Annotated in this window: 14 protein-coding genes and 1 riboswitch; of the genes, 3 read left to right on the forward strand and 11 right to left on the reverse strand. The window is 38.7% G+C overall.

Features of this window, described 5'->3' with window-relative positions; translation table 11 throughout:
* Positions 1-52: 52 nt before the first annotated feature.
* The 8 genes from ACYPZI_RS01200 to ACYPZI_RS01235 all read right to left on the reverse strand — a co-directional run bounded on the left by ACYPZI_RS01200 (position 53) and on the right by ACYPZI_RS01235 (position 9,854).
* Positions 53-1,174, reverse strand: a complete 1,122-nt coding sequence (locus tag ACYPZI_RS01200; protein WP_459597809.1) for an ABC transporter substrate-binding protein — start codon at positions 1,172-1,174, stop codon at positions 53-55.
* Between the two features lie 7 nt (positions 1,175-1,181).
* A complete protein-coding gene (locus ACYPZI_RS01205; RefSeq protein WP_459597811.1) occupies positions 1,182-2,267 on the reverse strand; it encodes a YncE family protein in 1,086 nt (361 codons plus the stop codon).
* An 18-nt stretch (positions 2,268-2,285) separates the two neighbouring features.
* Positions 2,286-4,286, reverse strand: coding sequence for a TonB-dependent receptor plug domain-containing protein (locus ACYPZI_RS01210; RefSeq protein ID WP_459597813.1), 2,001 nt, complete (start codon positions 4,284-4,286; stop codon positions 2,286-2,288).
* Between the two features lie 94 nt (positions 4,287-4,380).
* Positions 4,381-4,549: riboswitch (cobalamin riboswitch) on the reverse strand.
* Positions 4,550-4,825: 276 nt separating this feature from the next.
* Positions 4,826-5,776, reverse strand: a complete 951-nt coding sequence (gene rfbD, locus ACYPZI_RS01215) for a dTDP-4-dehydrorhamnose reductase (RefSeq protein WP_459597815.1) — start codon at positions 5,774-5,776, stop codon at positions 4,826-4,828.
* Positions 5,777-6,243: 467 nt separating this feature from the next.
* Entirely contained in the window at positions 6,244-7,125 is an 882-nt protein-coding gene (fabD, locus tag ACYPZI_RS01220; RefSeq protein WP_459597817.1) for an ACP S-malonyltransferase, read from the reverse strand.
* A gap of 146 nt (positions 7,126-7,271) precedes the next feature.
* The gene (locus tag ACYPZI_RS01225; RefSeq protein ID WP_459597819.1) at positions 7,272-8,066 is read right to left on the reverse strand and encodes a S1/P1 nuclease; all 795 of its coding nucleotides are present in this window, start codon (positions 8,064-8,066) and stop codon (positions 7,272-7,274) included.
* Positions 8,067-8,076: 10 nt separating this feature from the next.
* Positions 8,077-8,658: a non-canonical purine NTP diphosphatase gene (locus tag ACYPZI_RS01230; protein ID WP_459597821.1), complete on the reverse strand. Its 582-nt coding sequence runs from the start codon at positions 8,656-8,658 to the stop codon at positions 8,077-8,079.
* On the reverse strand, positions 8,655-9,854 hold the full coding sequence (locus tag ACYPZI_RS01235; protein ID WP_459597823.1) for a pyridoxal phosphate-dependent aminotransferase: 1,200 nt from the start codon (positions 9,852-9,854) through the stop codon (positions 8,655-8,657). Before ACYPZI_RS01235 ends, ACYPZI_RS01230 begins: the two co-directional genes overlap by 4 nt.
* A 108-nt stretch (positions 9,855-9,962) precedes the next feature.
* Here ACYPZI_RS01235 and ACYPZI_RS01240 point away from each other — a divergent pair, with 108 nt between their 5' ends.
* Positions 9,963-11,201: a serpin family protein gene (locus ACYPZI_RS01240; RefSeq protein WP_459597825.1), complete on the forward strand. Its 1,239-nt coding sequence runs from the start codon at positions 9,963-9,965 to the stop codon at positions 11,199-11,201.
* Between the two features lie 8 nt (positions 11,202-11,209).
* On the opposite strand, the gene ACYPZI_RS01245 is transcribed toward ACYPZI_RS01240, so the two are convergent.
* The 3 genes from ACYPZI_RS01245 to ACYPZI_RS01255 form a co-directional block, all read right to left on the reverse strand.
* Entirely contained in the window at positions 11,210-11,842 is a 633-nt protein-coding gene (locus ACYPZI_RS01245) for a YiiX/YebB-like N1pC/P60 family cysteine hydrolase (RefSeq protein WP_459597827.1), read from the reverse strand.
* A 62-nt stretch (positions 11,843-11,904) separates the two neighbouring features.
* A complete protein-coding gene (locus tag ACYPZI_RS01250; RefSeq protein ID WP_459597829.1) occupies positions 11,905-13,998 on the reverse strand; it encodes a M3 family metallopeptidase in 2,094 nt (697 codons plus the stop codon).
* Between the two features lie 27 nt (positions 13,999-14,025).
* Positions 14,026-14,664 (reverse strand): nitroreductase family protein, encoded by a 639-nt coding sequence (locus tag ACYPZI_RS01255; RefSeq protein WP_459597831.1) that lies wholly within the window; start codon positions 14,662-14,664, stop codon positions 14,026-14,028.
* 169 nt (positions 14,665-14,833) lie between these two features.
* Here ACYPZI_RS01255 and ruvA point away from each other — a divergent pair, with 169 nt between their 5' ends.
* Together ruvA and sov are read left to right on the forward strand one after the other, a co-directional pair.
* Positions 14,834-15,415, forward strand: coding sequence for a Holliday junction branch migration protein RuvA (ruvA, locus tag ACYPZI_RS01260; RefSeq protein WP_459597833.1), 582 nt, complete (start codon positions 14,834-14,836; stop codon positions 15,413-15,415).
* Between the two features lie 8 nt (positions 15,416-15,423).
* Positions 15,424-22,911 carry a T9SS outer membrane translocon Sov/SprA gene (gene sov / locus ACYPZI_RS01265; RefSeq protein WP_459598152.1) on the forward strand — a complete coding sequence of 2,496 codons (7,488 nt, stop codon included), beginning with the start codon at positions 15,424-15,426 and terminating at the stop codon, positions 22,909-22,911.
* The last annotated feature ends 79 nt before the right edge of the window (positions 22,912-22,990 follow it).

Genomic DNA, 22,990 nt, shown 5'->3' on the forward strand with positions numbered 1-22,990 from the left:
CCAATGACGCGTAAAAGCCCTTTTGATACAGCCTCTTTTTATTTTTAGCCAATCATTCCAGTGCCTTATAATACTTCAACTGATAATCGGGAAAAAGATCCGGATGGAACACTTTTGCAAAATCCTGCAATATATAATCGGGATGAATCGGCAGATCGTCATAGTAGGTCGAATATGACGTATTACATCCATATATATTCTTTTCTTTGAAAGCCCTGAAATAAGAATATGGTTTATATTCCTTTTCCAAGCTATTGTATGTAATATCATCGGATGCAAAATACCTGATCAACCAAACATCTGCTTCTCCGGCTCTATCAAGAACAGCCTCGAAAGAAAGAGGAAGGAATGTAGCCGTATTATCATCGGCCCACAAATAATCACCTCCTCCATCGGCAAGCATATTAGCCATATAGCTTTTCCCTCCGGGCATATTCCAGCTTCCCATATAACGCATATCGGTGAATACCGCCGGACGTTTTGATGCTTCAGATGCAAGCTTTTTTATATTATTGTAATTAGTCACAGTAATATTAAAAAGAGAATCCGCCAATTGTTCCTTGTCTATAAAAAGTGAATAGAAACGGATCCATTCGGCTCGTCCCAATGGATGAGGTTCTGTATAATCGGGAGTCTCTATGATGGGGATATTGGTATTAGTTACACTACCATATGCCTGTCCACTGATTGGGGATGTAAGAATTGCATCGGGAGATAACATAATAATCTTTTCCACATCGGGATTGCTTGCCATGCCCAAGTCTGTTATCGCCCCAGCCTTAACACCTTCAATTATCTCTTCTGTTTTAATATATTGAGGCTCACAGACCCCTTTAACAATACCAATAGAAGCAAGCTCTTTCAATGTAGAGCAATGGATTGCATTGTAAGCCGCCACGTTACTCAAAGGTACTCTAACCACTGTACCTTTAGGCAAATCAGCGGGTAATTCCCTGTCTTTTTTCACCAAAATATACTTTTGAAGAAGCTTGGTTGTATCCCAAGGATTTACAACCGAAACTTCTGTATAATCAGTAAACTTTTTTACCTGAAAGCCCTTGGCATAGTGTATCTCATAACTATCCTTTACCGACTTACCGTCCTGATTGGCAGGCTTACTATTACAGCCTGCCAATATCAGGATAAAAATAATAGAAAGATATAGTCTTACCATGGTTGTTTTACTTCGTTTCGGTCAGGAAAAAAGCTCCCATTGGATTGAGTCCTTCACTGCTGAATTTGGTTTTATATTCTCCTTTTGAAGAAAATACGTATACCGATCCCTTTGTCACATAATCTGTTGTCGATATATAAATATCTGAATTGCCCGGATCGACAGATATTACACTTGCCTTATCTAAAGCTGTTGCCGATGGAGGTGTCACAAAGCTTTGTTTTACAACTTCACCTTTAGTAATATCATAGTAATATAGCTTTGCCGCGACAGTAGATGAATAATCAGTTGGATCGGTATAACTAAGGAGAAGTTTATCTCCACTTACAGCCATTTGAGTCGCAATATCTGTTCCTATCACAGATACAGCCTTTGTTTCCGGATTAATTTTTTGTAAAACAGGTCTTACTGTACCATAATCACCTTTAGAAATAACATAAATATTATTATACTTATCATTGGCGATTAGATCCGGATTGATGCCTACCTTTATTTTTCCGGTTTTAGTAAATGTCGCCAAGTTAATCACCGAGATAGAATCACTTTTATTTCTGGAATTGGTAACATAAAGATTATTATTAACTATAACCATCTGTTCTGGAAAAGAACCGGATTTTACCTGATTATCAACAGCCATCGATGTAGTATCTATACGTAATACATAACCACTCTGCGTAGTTACATATACTTTTCCATTATAAGCTTTTGTAAAACGAGGCTCCATCGGTTGATCTCCATTTTTCGGGTCAATTGTTTTTAACAATTTAGCCGAACGATCTGTAATAAATATCTTATTTGAACCAGTTACGGTTATATACATCTTAGAACCGTATATAGTCATATCCTGTCCCTGATCGCCAAGAATCTGGCCATTTTTATTATAAAAAACATCTGCTGTAACAGTTTTTGTATCTACATTGTAGTATGAAAGTTTCGCATCATTATCTCCCCAGTTTCCATTATTCAGGATATAAATTCCGGTAGTAGTAACTTCCGGTTCTATCCATGGCTCATTATTGTCATCAGATTCACATGATGTAAAGCCAAGTGCTAAGAGGGAGAACAGAGCTCCCTGTAATAATAATTTTCTCATCTTATAATTGTTATTTAGTTAAAATTTGTACGATACTGAGAATTTTAATGACCGTCTTGGCATAGGATAAAATGCGATGACATCATAATTCTCATTCCATAAGTTTAATATATTACCTTGTATAATTAATTCATTATCTTTCAATTTCAATTTTCGGAACAGGGATATACTATGATCTGTATAACCTTTCACCTCATTTTCTTTATAATTTGTCAATTTCGAGTACCTGTCACTTGTCGCTATCATTGTGTACGAAAAATTCACCAAAGGATTGTTAAAAGTCAAGGTTGCTGCACCCGAGTGCCTAGGCGTATAAGGAAGTTGGTTTTTATAAGTCGGCTCAGACTTAGACATATCCTGTGCCTGCGTATAATTATATGTGATAACCAGATTCAACCCCATCTCTTTCTTTATTTGAGAGTTTGCCGCCAACCGCAAGTTAATACCCTTTATCTCCACATCGCCTACATTCGATGTGGTAGCCAGAAACATACTTGGAGTAATTATAATTTTATCCCCCACCCTGTTATAATAACCATCTATGGAAGCATTGACATAATTATCAGGGGTTCCGCCAAATTCGCCTACCCATGTAAGCCCGAGATTAAATTGTTTTGCAGATTCTGCTTTCAGTTTCTTTTCCACTGATGGATAATATAACTCCGTAAATGTCGGCACGCGATATACATGTTTAAACGAAGCTCTTACACGTAAGTTTGCCGATTCGACAGGCTGATATGACAATCCCATTGACGGCGATAATTTTTTATAGACAGTATTACCACTATTATTTTTTACCTTTTCAGAAATGTAAGTAGCCAACAAACCTGAAGTAATAGTCAGTCTATCCGGTTTATACTTAAATGCGAATGCCGTATAAGAATGATAGCGACTAGGATCGGCAAGGTTATCACCAAACTGATCGGCCTCTTTATTCAGATTATTGTATGATAAATCTTCAGCAGTAGAGAAATCTATTCTATCATTTAACTGAAACAACAAAACATTCGACAGATAAACTTCCTGCTCTTTATATTTATTGGTCAATTTACCTCCCTGATATTTCTCATGTATATCCTCATAGCGGGTATAGTTGTAATCATATTTGGCCTGCGTCTTTAGTTTGAATCTTCGACCAAAGTCCTTTTTATATGACATCTGGGCAAAGAAGTTTTTATCCCACAAACGCTCGGCGGCATAATCTTCGCCGACAACAATACTTCCCGGTAAGCCGCGTTCGGAATCGAAGTAATAAACTTTAGTTTTCAGTTGTCCCGACTTCCCAAAATCGCTAAGGAAGTTTAATTCTGTCCGATATATATCCACATCGCTGTTTCTACGTTTTCTATCAGGTATTATTTTGTCATACTCCCCCGCGCTAAAAGGGTAGTTCCCATCCGCGCGTTGCCAACTTCCATTAGCTGTCGCGGCAAATGTTTTATTTATTTTGTATTTGTAGTCTATTACCGGATTGAACAGCCCGAAAGATCCACTTGTCACTTTTGCATAGCCTGCATATCTTTTATCCGAGAAATCAGGTACAACGGTTTCCAGATTCAATACCCCTACAGAAGAGAAAGCCCGGGCTGTTTGAAAGATATCATCCGATTGACCTATATCGAGGGATATCATTGACACATTATCCAAAGCAAAACGCCCTATATCGACCTGTCCGGATTGGATATTGGACACAAGAACCCCATCATAGCTCACTGCTGTGTATTCAGCGCCCATACCACGAATGGAAACCGTCTTGAGCCCTCCTATCCCACCATAATCTTTCAACACGATACCATTGAACCTTTTTACAGCATCGGAAACTGATTGTATCCCTTGCTCCAAAAGATCATCATTGGTTATTACCTGCAATAAATTTGTAGAACGGGAAATGGAAGGTTTCGTGTTAGCAGAAATTTCTACTTCAGATAGATTCTGAGTTTTAATAGTATCATTACCCTGTGCCTGCACAGCAGTGCAAACCAATGAAAAGAAAATGAATAGAAGAATTGAAAACCTCATCCGCGCAAAGCAATTCAATTAAACAATTGCTTTCGAGAAGAACAGAGAAAAGAAATATCTTTGCAGTGTTTCTTAAGCTTCATTCCTCGAAAGCTGTCCGAATATTCACTTTGCAGGTCTTCTGACTTACTCCAACTTGTACACCTTCCCGTTTTTATCAGTGGTTATTATACAAGCCTTTCAGAGCTTACAGCAGCGGGTCTGTTCAGGATTTGCACCTGATTCCCTTTTCATCCTTGCGGAACAAAGCTATGCAAAAATAAGAATAAGTTATGTAATAGACTAATTAATTACAGCAAATTTAAATTCAGGAGTAATTTGATACATTCTTGGCAGATTATCAAAGTCAATATTTTCAAGATCATTCCCCAAAGCTGTATCTACAATAACTACATCCAGATCATTCAAATGAACAGGGACAGTACTTCTTGCTATGTTATTTTACAATTTGGGCTGGCATGAAATAAATAGCAAGAAATATAGAACTGAAAAAACAAATCTTTTTCATTTATGTAGCGAGCTATTGCCCTGTAATGTTTCTAACAAGATAACAATTCTGTTATACAAATGTTTAAACTATCTTCCCAATCCGGAATAGATAAATTGAATACAGACTTTATCTTCATTTTGTCAAGGACACTATATTGCGGTCTTTTAGCTTTTGTCGGATATTGCTCCGTCGTAATAGGATTTACTTTACAGGAAATACCGGCATACTTATGTATGGCAATTGTGAAATCATACCATGAAATAACGCCTTCGTTCGAATAATGGTAAATACCCGCTTCAAACCCATTAGCTTCACTAAAATCAAGTATTTTAATTATAGTACGGGCCAAATCGGCCGCATTAGTCGGGGTTCCGGCCTGATCGGCTACAACATTCAATTCATCGCGTTCTTTTCCATATCTTATCATCGTTTTCACAAAGTTATTGCCAAAGACAGAATATAGCCAGGCCGTGCGGATAATAATACTTTGGGGACAGGTTTCTAATAAGATTTTCTCTCCCTCTTGCTTCGATTGTCCATAAACAGACTGAGGGTTTGTTGCGTCTGTCTCTTTATATGGACTTGAAGCCGTTCCGTCGAATACATAATCTGTGGAAACATGTATAACTTTGGCTCCATTGTTCGTTGCTGCAATACCTAAATTAGCCACAGCATCGCAATTGATCTTATAACATAAATCTACATCATCCTCTGCTTTATCTACCGCAGTATAAGCAGCACAATTGACGATATACTTTATGTTATTCTCTTTTAAATAATATTCTACAGCTTCGCGATTTGTAATGTCAAGTTCATTTACATCGGTAAAGAAGAATTTGAAATTATCTTCGTGATGCGCGGAAACTCTTTTGATTTCACTACCCAACTGACCGTTAGATCCGGTTACGAGTATATTTTTTTGAACAAGTTCGAACTGAAAAATATTTTTCGCAGTTTCATCTTGATCATCAGTTTGTTTATTTCCTGAGAAAAAAGCCATTATAATTTTATTAAAGAAAATGATTATCCGCAAACTTACCACAAAAAACAATGTGATAATAGTACAACAAAAGTAACAAACTTCTACAGTAGTCAGTAGTCAGTAGTGAGCGCTCAGAACTTAGAACTTAGAACTTAGAACTTTTTAACTAAAATGTAACAAACTTCTACAGTGAACAGTAGTTAGTAGTTAGTAGTGAGCGCTCAGAACTTTTTAACTCCTGCTTTTTAACTAAAAAGTAACAAACTTCTACAGTCAATTAGCCATTAGCTGTTAGCCGTTAGCTTATAGCCTTTGTCGCTTCGCGCCATTGTTGACTGATGGCTGATAACTGTTGACTGTTATTGTCGCTTTGCGCCATTTGCTAATTTGCTAATTTTCAAATTCGCTAATTTTCTCATTTTCAAATTGTCTATTATAGATAAAACCAGCACCGAGCAATGATTCACTTCTCACTTTTCGTTTTCTTATTGCTTTCCGCTTGTAACAGCTTCCGTAGATATCTTTTTGATTAAACCTTGAAGCACGTTACCCGGCCCTAGTTCTACAAATTCAACAGCACCATCAGCAACCATATGCTCAACAGATTGAGTCCATTTTACAGGAGCAGTCAATTGCGCTATCAAATTAGCCTTTATAGTAGCCGGATCTGTTTCTCCTTTTGTTGATACATTTTGATAGACAGGACATACCGGCGCTGTTATTATAGTAGCGTCTATCGCTTCAGATAATTCCACTTTAGCAGGTTCCATCAAAGGAGAATGGAATGCTCCGCCCACTTTCAGTTTAAGAGTACGCTTTGCTCCCGCTGCGAGTAGCAATTCACAAGCCTTATCTATTCCTGCATTTGAACCGGAGATTACGATTTGCCCCGGACAGTTATAATTGGCAGGGACAACCACTTCGCCTGATATAGAAGCACATACTTCTTCTACTTTAGCATCCGGTAAATTAAGTACCGCAGCCATAGTCGAAGGATTTAGTTCACAAGCTTTCTGCATAGCTAAAGCTCTTTTATATACAAGCTTTAATCCGTCTTCGAACGATAAAGCTTCTGCTGCTACCAACGCGGAGAATTCACCCAAAGAGTGACCGGCTACCATATCCGGTTTAAAGTCAACACCCATAGTTTTAGCTAATATCACTGAATGAAGGAAAATTGCAGGTTGAGTAACTTTTGTCTGACGAAGATCTTCGTCCGTACCGGCAAACATTAAATCTGTAATACGAAATCCAAGAATTTCATTTGCCTTTTCAAACATTTCTTTGGCGACAGGAGATGTTTCGTACAAATCTTTACCCATTCCTACAAACTGAGCTCCTTGCCCCGGAAATACAAATGCTTTCATTTTAAATATTTAATAGTTTATAAGCGATTAAAATTCAGCGGGCAAAATTACTAAATTTAATTCTTTTATCAGAATAAAACATTTTTTATTTTTTCCCGCGAATATAAAACAAATGGCAGCTATTTTTCCAGCTGCCATTCTATCAATTAGTTGAAAACTTCATCCAATATCTTAGCGAGGCGGAGCCCTCCTCTTTGCAGTTGCAACTCCATCACATACTTGTATTTATAACTATATCCGTATGATAACTCATCACCATTTTTGATATTAGCATAAATATCGTTTGCCAGGACATAAGTATCGTACATCCAATCGTCCAATGTTCCGGCTTGGAGTTCTTGCTTCTTTTCCTTTTTTATAGAGTTTAATATATTGGCATATTCAGTATAACTGTACCCTTCGTTATCTACAATCTTAGAGTCCCATACCGAATGTATATTTGTTGGGCTTCTAAACCATGTTACCGAAATTTTATTTCCACCCAAATCTTCTTCTCTGCCGGCATGCATAGGTTGATGAGCATCTCCCACCAAATGCACAAGGAAATAGAGAGCTATTCTCTTATCATTATCCGAAGAATTTTTGTTTTTCAGTATAGCTTCCAGCTTAGGTATCTCGCTATAAGTATTCTCCTGCGATATATTTTTGATGTGATTTATATAATCCTGTTTAGACAATCCTCCCGGAGCATTTACAAAATGCCATATATGCGTATGCTTCCATTGTCCGGTAGTATCAGACTTGATAAAATCAGCCCAATTAGCCCAATACGCCATTGGATATCCATCCAATAACTTATCGATTTTCTTCTTCGTTTTCGATTTTACATTTTTTTCCGCTATCTGAGCTATAACCCGATGCCCCGTTGTACCCCATGCTAATAATTCATGCGGCAACGCAATTCCTATTATAAGGGTTGCTATAATTAATAATCTTTTCATATTACGACATTTATAATTTTGATAAGAAGTCACACAGTTTCTTCACAGCCAATGCGCGGTGGCTTATTTCATTTTTAATATCCAGACCAAGTTCAGCAAAAGTCTGGGTATATCCGTCAGGACGAAAAACAGGATCGTATCCGAAACCTGCCGTACCATGTTCTTCCGTCAGGATGTCTCCATCTATACGCCCCTCAAACAAATGCTCTTCGCCATTCAATATCAAAGCTATTACAGTACGAAAACAAGCTTTGCGATCTGTCTTACCATCCAATTCTTTCAACAGCTTTTTCATATTGGCTTTAGCATCATGTCCATCGCCTGCATAACGAGCCGAAAACACGCCGGGGGCACCATTCAAGGCTTCAACTTCGAGGCCTGTATCATCCCCGAAACAATCGTAGCCATATTTTTCCTTCACATACCGTACCTTAATCAAGGCATTATCGATCAAAGTAGTACCTGTTTCCTCTATATCTTCATTGCAACCAATATCTTTAAGGCTGAGTATTTCAAAATTATCTTCGACTACGTCTCTTACTTCTTCTAACTTATGGGCATTATTAGTTGCAAAAACCAGTTTTCTTTTCATTTTTTCAATTGATTATATGCTTCCAAAGCTTTTTCCAGCACTGTAAGGGCACTACCCAAATCTTCCTTATTCAGCACATAGGCAATACGTACCTCATCCTTTCCTAGTCCAGGAGTTGTATAGAACCCCGAAGCCGGAGCCATAAATATAGTTTGACCCTCATATTCAAAATCCGAAAGACACCAAGCGCAAAATTTGTCCGCATCGTCGATAGGCAAACGGGCAACTGTGTAAAACGCCCCCATAGGGATTGGCGAATATACGCCCGGAATACGGTTTAGCGTATCTATCAAAAACTTGCGCCTTTCCACATATTCGTCATAAGTACCCTGTATATATTCGAGGCTGGCGTCCAGCGAAGCTTCAGCAGCAATCTGTCCTATCAAAGGCGGGCTCAATCGTGCCTGGCATAGCTTCATTACTGTTTTTCGAAGCTCTTTGTTCTTTGTTATCAGAGCGCCAACACGTATACCGCATTCACTATAACGCTTTGAAACAGAATCTATCAAAACTACATTTTCTTCTATCCCCACCAAGTGACAAGCTGAAATGTAAGGAGAATTGGTATAAATAAAATCCCGGTATACTTCATCCGAAAACAAGTACAGATCATATTTCTGCACAATGTTCTTTATTTGGTTCATTTCTGTCCGCGAATACAAATACCCGGTGGGATTATTCGGGTTGCAAATCAAAATACCTTTTGTACGTTCATTAATCAGAGCCTCAAATTTTTCGACCGGAGGCAAAGCGAAACCTTCATCAATAGAAGAAGACACTGTGCGAATCACAGCGCCTGCGGATGCTGCAAAAGCCATATAATTAGCATATGCAGGTTCGGGAACAATAATTTCATCACCAGGGTTAAGGCATGCCAAAAATGCAAACAACACAGCTTCAGAGCCACCTGTGGTTACAATTATATCATCGGTCGATACATTTATATTGTACTTTGCATAATAACCAACTAGTTTTTCCCTATAAGAGCGATTACCATCGCTTGGACTATATTCTAAAATAGTTCTGTCAATATTGCGTATTGCGTCTATGGCTTCTTGCGGGGTTGGTAAATCCGGTTGACCTATATTCAGGTGATAAACTTTCAACCCTCTGGCTTTGGCTGAATCCGACAAGGGAGCCAGCTTCCTGATAGGAGAACTCGGCATATCCAATCCTCGTTGCGAAATTTTCGGCATAATTATGATATAAAAATAAGTCGCAAATATACAAATTATCAGAATAGAGTTTGCAGCTTTTTGTTTATGTTTTTCTTCTATATATTATAACCTTCAATATCAAAGATTATGAAAACCTTTAAATTTATCCCTTTATTCTTTTTTATCTTGCTATCATGCTCTTCCGACTACGCATCCATTCCTGAATTACCGGATGCCAAGCCAATAGTTATGAAAGCTCAATTTGAGAATAAACTGAAAAACAATAATATGTTCGCTTTTGACCTGTTTAAGGCTACTTATAAAAATGAAAATAAAACCAATATTTTTATTTCTCCTCTAAGTGTAGATATGGCTTTGGGTATGACATGGAATGGCGCCGCAGGAGAAACAAAAACAGAAATGCAGGCAGCATTACGCAATCAAGGTTATACAGCAGAAGACATCAACGAATATGCTAAAACGTTACGCGAGGCATTAATAAATGCAGATCCTTCAACTAAACTGGCTATCGCCAATTCGATCTGGACTAGATCCGGCTTCAACCTAGAACAACCTTTTATTGATGTGAATAAAACAAACTACAATGCAGAAGTGAAAACCTTAGATTTCTCCTCGCCAAACGCAGTCAAAGAAATCAATAATTGGTGCGCGACGAACACAAATAATAAAATCACTGAGATAATAGAGACCATCCCTTCTAATGCAGTAATGTACCTCATTAATGCAATCTACTTCAAAGGCATCTGGAAATATCAGTTTGATAAAAAGTATACACAGGTTTTACCGTTTACAAAGGAGAATGGTACAATTCAGGATGTTAAAATGATGAGTCAGACAGAAAATCTAGGCTACACAGCTGATGAGAATGCCCGTTATCTGGAGATGCCATATGGGAACAAGGCTTTCAGTATGATCATTGCACTACCCCAACCCGAAAAAGACCTGAAAAATGTAATTCAGAATATAAACAGTGATTCGTGGAATTATGCGACAAAAAATATGCAAGTGAGATCAATCAACTTGCAATTACCACAATTCAAGTTAGAATGTGATTATGATATGGAAAAAACCATCTTGCCGGATATGGGCATGAAATTAGCTTTCAATCGTAGTCTCGCCGATTTTACAGGAATCAATAAAGGTAGAGGCCTTTTTATTTCAAAGGTCAAACATAAAACTTTCGTGGAAGTAAACGAAGAAGGAACAGAGGCCGCAGCAGTAACATCGGTAGAAGTGGGAGTAACATCGGTCGGAAATCCTCAGCCAATAAATTTCTCTGTTAATCAGCCTTTCCTGTTTACCATCAAAGAAAACAGCACCGGAGTCATCTTGTTTATCGGTAAAATTGGTGAAATTCCGGAATAAAAATAACATTAATAACGGTGTACTATTTCAATTACATCAGACCGGGACATTGCCCCCGGATTGATACCCGGTTCCCCTTCGGGAACAGGCTTGTTGTATTTTTTAAAATGTTCTATCCATCCGGCTGAGATTTCTCCACTTTCGGGAGATTTAAAGGTCATTATATTAAGAGGAAAAACAGGTTTTCCATCATTTGCTTTCAACAAAATTTCATAAACCAGTTCGGAGCAGTAATACGTATCATCACCCAATACAAAGCCGTTATCATATTCTTTCCCAATAAGGGACAAACCCTCTTCAATAGCTTTGGGTACGCAATGCCGGTATTCCGGCTTCAGACGTCCGACTACAGATACAGGCGGACACTCTTTTTCATTTTCAGGATAAAGATATTCACGCAAAGGAGTCTTAGTTACCTTTGGCCGCGTCGCTTCTATAACGAATACACTATCATTCTCATCGATGTAAACTATACCCACATGGGTGAATTGATATTCTTCGGCGCTTGTGGTAACTTCCTTTATCGCACTGCCCATATTTCCAGTACACGATTCCTGAAAAATCAAATCTCCGGTCTGTAACTTGAAATCATCATACTGAAAGCAATTTAAAGAAAGGATAATAAACAGAAACATTTTCATATACAACTGCATTTTAAATAAAAAATAAACCACCTTCAGGAGATGGTTTATTTAACTCATTATTATTTCTTAATTCCGTTCCTTTTCAACAGGGCATCTACGCTAGGCTCTTGCCCTCTAAACTTAATATATAAGCTCATAGGTTCTTCGGTATTTCCTCGTTGCAGAACGTTTTCCCGGAACGACCGCGCAGTTTCTTTATTAAAGATCCCTGTCTCATTGAACAAAGCAAAAGCATCTGCGTCCAATACCTCAGCCCATTTATAGCCATAATATCCGGCTGCATAGCCACCCGAAAATATATGAGAGAAAGAGGTTGACATATTCACATCTTGAGCAACAGGCAGTAAGGCTGTTTTATCCATAGCCTTACGTTCGAACTCTTTCACATCTCCGGTGTATGGTTGAGACAGTGAATGCCAAGCCATATCCAGATAGCCGAAGGACAATTGGCGGTAACATAAATAGCCGGCATTATAATTGGCTGCATCAACTAGTTTTTGAACCAATCCGGCTGGAATTTTCTCCCCTGTTTTGTAGTGCACGGCAAATTTATCCAGATATTCTTTTTGTGCCAGCCAGTTTTCCATTATCTGAGACGGTAATTCCACAAAATCGTGCAACACATTCGTTCCCGACAATGATTCGTATGTACATTTAGTCAATATACCATGAAGGGCATGCCCGAACTCATGCAAGAACGTTTCCACCTCATCGAATGTCAGCAAAGCCGGCTCGGTAGCTGTCGGACGCGTAAAATTCATTACAATAGATACATGAGGGCGCGAATCTTTACCCTTTTCTATATACTGTCCTTTATATTCAGTCATCCAAGCCCCTTGTCTTTTTCCTTCACGCGGATGGAAATCTGTATAAAGGACGGCAAGGAAATTTCCGTTTTCGTCCAACACATCAAAGGCTTCTACTTCCGGATGATACACCGGTATTTTCGTGTTTTTACGGAATGTGATACCATATAGATCGGTAGCCAGGCCGAACACCCCTTTCTTCACATTTTCCAGTTCAAAATACGGACGTACGACTTCGTCACTGACACTATATTTTGCATCTTTCAGTTTTTCTGAATAGTAAGCCCAATCCCAAGGTTGCAAATCGATAGCCTGCCCTTCCATTCCCACAGCAAAGCCTTCTACCAACTTTACATCCTCGCGAGCTGCTTGTCCGTATGCATTATGCAGATCGTCCAAAAGCTTGTAAACATGCTGTTTGTCTTTTGCCATTTTATTCTTTAGAATATATGACGCATAGTCCTGATAGCCGAGAAGTTTGGCTATCTCCATACGGGTTTTAGCTATTTCTTTTACGTTATCCTGATTGTCAAATTCGCCTCCGACAACACATTTTGTATTATATGCCATGTAAAGTTTTTCGCGGAGATCACGACGTGACGAATATTTCATAAAAGCAACATAACTGGGAGCCGATAAATCGAACATATACCCCGATTTACCTTTCCCTTTTGCTTTAGCCGCCGCTGCATCTTTAACCATTTGAGGCAAACCTGCCAAATCTGCATCACCGGTAAGAATCATCTCAAACTTATTCCCTTCTTTTAGTACATTCTGCCCAAAAGTAAGAGTAAGTTGACTTAGCTTGGATGATAATTCTTTATACTTATCTCTGTCCTGGCCAACTAACGTAGCCCCACTATTCTCGAAACTCTGGTATATCTTTTCTACTAACCTTATTTGCTCAGGATTCAGATTCGACTCAAAGCGTTTATCATATACCGCTTTTATTTTTTGAAACAAACCTTCATTCAGAGTTACTTCGTTTGAGTGTTGAGACAACTTAGGCTGAACGCGCTGTGCTATCTCCATCATTTCATCACCACTTTCAGCGCTCATCAAATTGAAAAAGACGGAAGTCACCCTGCTCAGCAATTTACCGGATTCTTCATACGGTAGTATTGTGTTCTCGAAAGTAGGAACAGCCCTTATCAGTACAATTTTATTGATCTCTGCCTGGTGTTCTTTTATTCCCTTATCTATTGCAGGTTCATAATGTTCGTTCTTAATCTTATCGAACGGAGGTGTATCGTATGGCGTCTTATACGCCGAGAAAAACGGATTTTGTGCTTGAATTAAATTCATCGTTAATGCAAAAAATAAAACAAATAGTATTTTCTTTTTCATAAAATAAATAGGCTATATAATTAGTTTTTATCTCCAAACCGTTATATCGTCGACAGAAAACCGGACTGTATCTTTAGCTTTCTCCGCAACCTTACCTATCGATACGAGTAAAACAGGAATATATCGCTTTTCATCGAGTTCCAAAGCCTGAGTCAATTCTTTTCTCATAAAGCCTCCTATCGGATTTGTATCATAACCATACGCTTTAGCCGAAAGCATCAATTGCATGGCTACGAAACCACAATCGAGCAATATAGATTCTCTGAGCCTCTCATCGGTATAGCTATCTCTGTATGAAGAAATAATTTCCAGCATTTGAGTTTTATAATCCTCTGTCATCAAACTGAAATTTACATTCGCTGATAATATTTTTTCTGCTGCAGAATAACTATCCATGTCTCCAAAAATAGCAATTACAGCTGATGACGTTTCCCATTGTAATTGATTGAACATCATATATGGTTTTATCAGCTCCTTACTTTCCGGAGTGTCGAAAACGAAAAAGCGCCATGGTTGAAGATTAAAAGAAGAAGGGGCTGTCATAGTATCCTGCAATATATTTCTCATTTCCTCTCTATCGATTTTTACTAAATCGTCATATCTTCTTATCGATGCACGCATCGCTAACAGGCGATTACTTTCATTTACTATATTTTTAATTTGCATAGTCGTTCATTTAAAAGTTCAGTTAGATATAAGCAAAGGTATAAAAACAATTCAATTGTTATATCTTTGCCGATCAATAAAGGAGTACGGTATACAAAAAGTTCACAAACTTGATATACTTTTTTTAATATTTATCCGTTATAAATTAACTAGAAATTACATTCGGGCTATGATTGACTATATCAAAGGAGAAATTACAGAATTAACACCAGCTTCTGTGACTATTGAAACTTATGGAATCGGTTATTTCATAAATATCTCATTGAATACTTATACAAATCTTTCGGGACAAAAAAACGCAAGGCTTTATATATACGAAGCTATCAGGGAGGACGCCCACCAGCTATTTGGATTCTTCGACAAACAAGAGCGGGAATTGTTTTTGCTCTTAATAAGTGTTCCGGGCATAGGAGCCAGCACTGCACGTATGATATTATCTTCGATGAACCCGCACGAATTAACCAACGTTATAGCGTCCGGGAACTCCGATATGCTAAAAACCGTAAAAGGGATAGGGCTGAAAACAGCTCAGCGTGTCATAGTTGATTTAAAAGATAAAATTAAGGTCAGTGGAATACAACCGGTTGAAATGTTTGCTACGGCTAATCCGGCAGGAGAAGAAGCCATTGCTGCTTTGGTCATGTTGGGATTTACACGACAGCCATCTCAAAAAGTTGTTGCGAAAATATTAAAAGATAAACCTGACAGCACCGTTGAACAGATCATAAAAACAGCGTTAAAAATGCTTTAATTTTCTTTATCAGGTTGAAAAAGTACTCCAAATATCTAATCATAACAGTACTCCTCGTAAGCTCTGTCAGTTCGTTTTCCCTTATTACATGGAAAACGGAATCTGATATAATATTATCCGGACAACCTCAACCTAACGACACTGTACCCCGTTATCCGGTAAAGAAAACACAAATAGAGACTTATAAAGATCTGAAAACAAACCCTCCGGTCGATCTTAAAGACCCAAGTAATGTAGTTAGAAAAATAGAATATGATCCGGCTAGTGGTTTATACATATTTCGCACAAAGATAGGGGATACGGAAATTGTAACCCCGTTTTCGTTGAGTGCAGACGAATATAAAGACTACACGCTCAAGCAAACTATGTCAGGTTATTTCAGAACCAAAAATACTGAAGCTTACGATAAGAAAGATGAAAAAGATGATTTTTCATTAAAAGATATAAATCTGAACCTGAATGTGGCCGATAAGTTATTCGGACCGGGAGGTGTAAAGGTCAGGACACAGGGATATATAGAGGCCACTATGCAATTGAAGCATAACAGTACCGACAACCCTACCCTGTCTGAGCAAAACCGAAGCCGGACTACTTTTGAGTTTAAAGAAGACATACAGATGAATGTGACGGCATCAGTGGGTGACAAGATCAACTTCGGGATGAACTATGATACCAAAGCTCTATTCGACTTCGACTCAAAAAAACTAAAATTAGGTTATGAGGGGAAAGAAGACGAAATAATAAAGCGAATAGAAGCCGGTAACGTAAGTATGAGCACGACCAATTCGCTCATAAATGGAGGGACTGCATTATTCGGAATAAATGCAGAGCTCCAATTTGGTAAACTCCGGATTAATACGGTAATATCGCAACAAGAATCTCAATCTCAAACTCTAAACACAAAAGGAGGTGTGCAAACCAACCAATACGAGTTTAAAGCGGACCAGTATGACGAAAACAGGCATTTCTTCTTAGCCCACTATTTCAGAGATACCTATGATGAAGCGATGAGTAAATTACCATACGTCCAGTCCCCGATCAATATTACCCGTATGGAAGTCTGGATTACAAATAAGAAATCAGATTACACCCAATCGCGGAATATTGTTGCTTTTGCTGATATGGCAGAACGGGATGTAATAAAAAACACCTCAAGATGGACAGGATCGGGTACCGTAAAAGCTCCATATAACAATGCAAACAACCTATATCAAATCATAACAAGCAGTTTTCAGGCAGCCCGGGATATTACACAGGTAACGGGCTTGTTTAATAACTATATCGAAAATGGATTGGATTACGAAAAAATAGAGAGTGCTCGTTTGCTGAGTTCTTCGGAGTATACTTATAATGCTCAACTAGGATATATTTCCTTAGCCTCTGCGTTACAAGCTGATGAAGTCTTAGCCATCGCATACGAATATACGATGGGCGGCACAACCTATCAGGTTGGAGAGTTCTCGACAGACATTGCCGGCAATTATGATAGCTCAAACAACAAATCAGGTGCATTGTTTGTACGCCTGTTAAAACCGGTCTCCTTGTCTCCGCGTTCATATACATGGGATTTGATGATGAAAAACGTATATTATCTGGGAGCTTCCAGCATACAACAGGATCGCTTCCGATTGAATATATCTTATCAGTCGGATACTGTAGGCAGATATATCACCTATTTGCCTGAAGGAAACATCAAAAATGAAATGTTGCTTAAGGTGATGAATCTCGATAATCTCAATTCTAACAATCAGGCAGTGTCGGATAATAAAGGGAACAGAGGCGATGGTATCTTTGATTTTGTAGAGGGATATACGGTCAAATCTCAAACAGGACGTGTTTTCTTTCCGGTAGTGGAACCGTTCGGAAAGCATTTGGCAAAGAAGATAGGCAATCCTTCTATTGCGGAAAAATATGTATATCAACAACTTTACGACTCTACACTGACCGTAGCACGTCAGATTGCAGAAAAAAACAAGTTCAAAATATATGGTTCGTATAGAGGATCGTCTACCAACAATGCCGAAATAGACCTGAATGCAACCAATATTCCTCAAGGATCGGTAAAACTCACGGCAAATGGAGTAACCCTTGCCGAAGGCGTCGACTATATTGTAGACTATATGTCGGGTATAGTGACCATCATCAACCAGAACTTACTGGACTCGGATGCAAATATACAAACCTCGCTGGAAGAAAGAGCGTTGGGTATGCAGCGTAAAACATTATTAGGTCTCAACCTGAGCTACGACATAAGCAAGAATTTCAATATAGGGGGAACTATTATGCATATGTATGAAAAACCCTTGACAACAAAAACAGTTATAGGAGACGAATCGGTAAAAAACACATTGTGGGGACTAAACACTTCTTTCAAAACCGAATCCATGTGGCTTACCAATCTTATCGATAAAATTCCATTTGTAAATGCCACGCAGCCATCTCATATCAATTTCTCCGCCGAATTTGCTCAAATGATCGCGGGACACTATCAAAGTAAAGATGCCGGAGGCTACTCATATCTGGACGATTTTGAGTCTTCCGAATCAAGAATAGATATAAAGAGTCCTTATGCGTGGTCTCTCGCATCCACACCTTTTGATAAATCGGCGAATGCCCTGTTTCCGGAAGCAGGAAAGACCAATGACATAGATTACGGAAAGAACAGGGCTATGCTATCGTGGTTTATGATAGACCCGCTGTTTACACGCAAAGGATATTCCCTTACGCCGGATCATATAAGAAATGACAAGGAGCAGCTTTCCAATCACTTTGTACGCGAAATCAATATATGGGAATTATATCCGAACAAGGATCTTAATAATACAGAATCCGCGACATTACCGGTATTAAATCTTTCATATTATCCGAATGAGAGAGGCCCTTATAACCTGGATGCAACCAAAATAAATGCAGATGGCAGCCTTCGCGACCCAAAAACACGCTGGGCCGGAATTACCCGGAAGATGGATGTCCGTGATTTTGAAGCCTCCAATATAGAATATATTGAGTTTTGGTTGATGGATCCTTTTGTATACAACAACGATGCCGGTAAACCTGAATACCACACCCGGGGTGGCGATCTTTATTTTAATCTGGGAGAAATATCGGAAGATATTCTCAAAGACGGGAAAAAATTTTACGAAAACGGTTTACCTGTAAACGACGATCCCACCGCATATGAATATACCATATGGGGAAAAGTGCCCACACGGCAATCTACTGTATATGCGTTCGACGATAATCTGGGTGCCCTGGCAAGGCAAAAACAAGACGTCGGGTTCAATGGGCTAAGCACAGCAGAAGAGTTTGATTTTCAGACATACAGAGATTACCTGACAGAATACCGTTCAAGGCTATCTCCTTCAGCAATACAAGAACTGGAAGATAATCCTTTTTCTCCGCTAAGAGATCCGGCCGGGGATATTTATCATTTCTATCGCGGAGCAGATTACGATCAGCAACAAACAAGTATCCTTGACAGATATAAATATTATAATAACACAGAAGGAAATTCTCCGTCGACAGATCAGACTGATGAAAGATATTCTACCGCAGCGCGTAATGTGCCGGATGTCGAAGATATAGATCAGGATAATACTCTTAATGAAAATGAGTCTTACTTCCAGTACAAAATAGAGCTTAATAAAGATAAAATGAATGTCGGCGAAAACTACATTGTCGACATGCAGGAAAGAACGGTACCACTTAGGGATGGAACAGAGGGTAAAATTAAATGGTATCAATTTAAAGTTCCCATCCGCAAGTACGACAAACGGGTAGGAAACATACAGGACTTTAAGAGTATCCGTTTCATGCGAATGTTTATGACAAACTTTGAACAGTCGACATATCTGCGTTTCGGAACATTACAACTTGTGCGCGGCGATTGGCGGGTATATGAGCAAGCTCTGGGCAAAGACGATACCAGCGGAAACGGGACAATTGACATTTCCACAGTGAATATCGAAGAAAATTCGGAGCGTAAACCTGTTAACTATTTATTACCTCCGGGCATAAGCAGGACAAACGACCCCCAACAAGCCCAACTTATAAAAGAAAACGAGCAATCATTATCGATGCGTGTTACGAACCTGGACCCGTCAGATGCACGCGCTATATACAAAAACACAACACATGACCTGAGACGTTACAAACGCATACAGCTCTTCACACATGCCGAAGATATGGAAAATGATTTTGACGGGCTTAAAAGAGGGGAACTCACCGTCTTTATGCGTTTGGGATCCGATTACAAAAACAACTATTATGAATACGAAATACCTCTGGTTGTCACACCCGCAAGCAGATATCCGGATAACACAACCGGTCAATATGCCGTGTGGCCTAAAGAGAATATGTTCGATTTCCCGTTGGATTTATTGAAAGATGTAAAACTGGAACGTAACAGGGAAAAACGAAAAGCCGGGTCTACCGTGTCTTATACAACTTTATATTCGACTTATGACCCCGAAAATGCGAACAATAAAGTGAGCGTAATCGGGAACCCGTCATTATCGGACGTCTACGTCATTATGATAGGTGTCAGAAACAACTCACGAATTGTAAGATCGGGGGAAGTATGGATAAACGAATTACGGCTGACCGACTTTGACGACGAAGGCGGATGGGCGGCACAAGGTAATCTGAATATTGCATTATCTGATCTGGGAACAATCAATGTTTCGGGAAGGAAAGAAACAAGTGGTTTCGGAGCTTTAGATCAGAGCCTGATGGAAAGGCGAAACAGTGACTACCATACCTATAGCATTGCGGCCAGTGTAGAATTAGGAAAATTCTTTCCTGAAAAAGCAAAAGTCAGTTTACCTCTTTATTATTCATACTCGAACCAGACCACCACCCCTAAATACGACCCATTCGATCAGGATGTCACCCTGAAAGAATCGCTTAGTATTGTAGAAAACAAAGTGGAAAAAGATTCTATTAAAAGCCTTGCTCAGGAAAAATCAACAACAAAGAGTATTAGCCTCAACAATATAAAAGTGAATATACAAAGTAAGACTCCTATGCCTTACGACCCGGCAAATTTTAATTTTGGTTACTCTTTTAGTGAGACGGAGTCAAAAAATCCGGGTACAGTATACGACTTGGTCAAAAATTATAATGCTAATTTCAGTTACATGTACGCTCCTTTAATTAAAACATGGGAGCCGTTCAAAAAAACAAAAAGTAAATCCGGTAGCGCTAAATTCGCACGTTCTATCGGCATCAATTATCTACCGGGCAGTATATCGTTCGATTCAAAAATACACCGGTATTATACAGAAACCCTGACACGGGATATAGAAAGTTATAGCATAGGAGGTACTAACAATAATGAATTCCTTTCGTGGAGCCAATCTTTTCTGTGGGATAGAGACTTTAATATCAATTGGGATTTTACACGCAACCTCAAGTTTACCTTTCAATCGGGAACAAGAGCCGAAATAGAGGAACCATATCTACAAGTTAATAAAAAGCTGAACAGAGATGATTACGAAATATGGAAAGACTCTGTTATGCACAGCATTTGGAATTTAGGTTCGCCTCTCAGCTATTCACAACGAGCAAGGTTAAGCTATGAATTGCCTTTCAAAAACATTCCGGCCTTAGATTGGATAGGCTCTTCCAATGTAACCTACTCTGCCGGATACAAATGGGATCGGGGAGCTTATGTAGAAGAAGTGGAAATAGGGAATACGATAAGTAATGACGCTACTTTAGAACTAAGAGGACGATTTGACTTAGCAGCTTTATATAACAAATCCGGATTTCTTAAAAAAGCCAATCAAAGATTTGACACTCAAAGGAGACAATCACCTACGCAGCGACAACAGCAACAAGTACGCCAACAGCAACCGGAAAGAAAGAGATACACACAAAATATTACATTAAAAAAAGATACAACGTATACCCTGACTCATAATTTGGGGACTAAAGATATACAGGTTCTAGCACGGAAAGATGGAAAAGCCTACTCTCTGAAGTTTAAAAAATTAGATGACAAGTCAATTCTAATTACAAACAAAGATTCTGCTGATATTCAGGTTAGTATAGAAACTAAAGTAAAAGATCCAAACTCATCCAAACTCTTTACCGATATTACCGAGTACTCGGTCAGAGGATTAATGGCAATACGAAATATAGAATTCAACTACTCGAAACGAAGGGACACATATGTATCGGGATTCAGGCCGGGAATAGGAGACATGTTCGGACAAAAAGATTCCGAATATGGACTTGTACCCGGGTTAGGTTTTGCCTTCGGCTTTGAAGGAGGTGAAGATTTCATTCAAAAGTCAAAGGGCAGGGACTGGCTGGTAATGGATGAGAACAATATCACTCCGGCCATATACAATAATGCTGAAAAATTTGAATTGAAGTCTCAGATTGTACCATTCAAGGATTTCATCATTAATCTGAATGTAGCAAGGGAGAAAAATGACAGAGCCGAAATACAATATATGTTCGATGGTATGCCCCGCTCATTAGGAGGAAGTTTCTCTATAACCACAATCGCCCTTTCCACTTCGTTGAAAAGCAGTAATTCTAAAAATAATTATTATTCAAAAGCATTCAGTAAATTTCTTGAAAACCGGGATGTCATTTCCAATAGGCTAGAAGATACATATAGAGGAACGGAATATCAAGGTGGCGAATATCAACCCGGCGGAGTCAATCGTAACTCGAGTGATGTGCTTATTCCTGCATTTATAGCTGCATACACAGGACGTGATGCCGGAAGTATTTCTCTATCCGCCTTTCCTTCTTTACTTTCGATGTTACCAAACTGGTCAATATCATATACCGGATTACAAAAAATTCCATTTATAAAAGAAAAATTCAGAAACCTGCAATTAAATCATTCTTATGAATGCAGGTATCAAATCGGCAGCTATGGTTCTTTTTCCAGCTGGGTACAAGCCGGAGGAACAAGCAATGACGACTTGGGATTCATCCGCGATGTACTGACCGGAAGCCCCATTCCATCATCTCCGTATAATGTCTCGTCTGTAAATATCACCGAGATATTCAGACCTCTGATTGGTGTCGATGCCAGCCTCAATAATAATATGGAAGTAAATCTGGATTATAATAATTCGCGAATCCTTACTCTCAATGTATCTTCATACCAACTTATAGAATCTCTCGAAAAGGAATTTACCTTTGACTTCGGCTATCGCATTAACGAATTTAACAGAGTCATCGGTTTGACATCCAAAACACCTAAAAACTTCAATAACGATTTGAACATAAAAGCCGGTATTTCTCATAAAACAACAGAAACCCTTCTAAGAAAAATAGAAGAAAACTTTACACAAGCAACAAACGGAATAACAATCTTTACACTTAAGTTATCAGCGGACTACACACTAAGCAGAGCCTTGACTTTAAGGGCATTTTATGACCGTATATTGAACAAACCTTTGATATCTTTATCCTATCCCACGACAAATAGTAATATGGGAATAAGCCTAAAATTTACACTTATACAATAAAAAAAGGCTACATACTTGCATAAAATAAAAAAATCCACTAAGTTTATTTCTTCAAATGTTAAACAAAATCTTATTATCA

This window comes from Dysgonomonas reticulitermitis, from assembly GCF_054601275.1.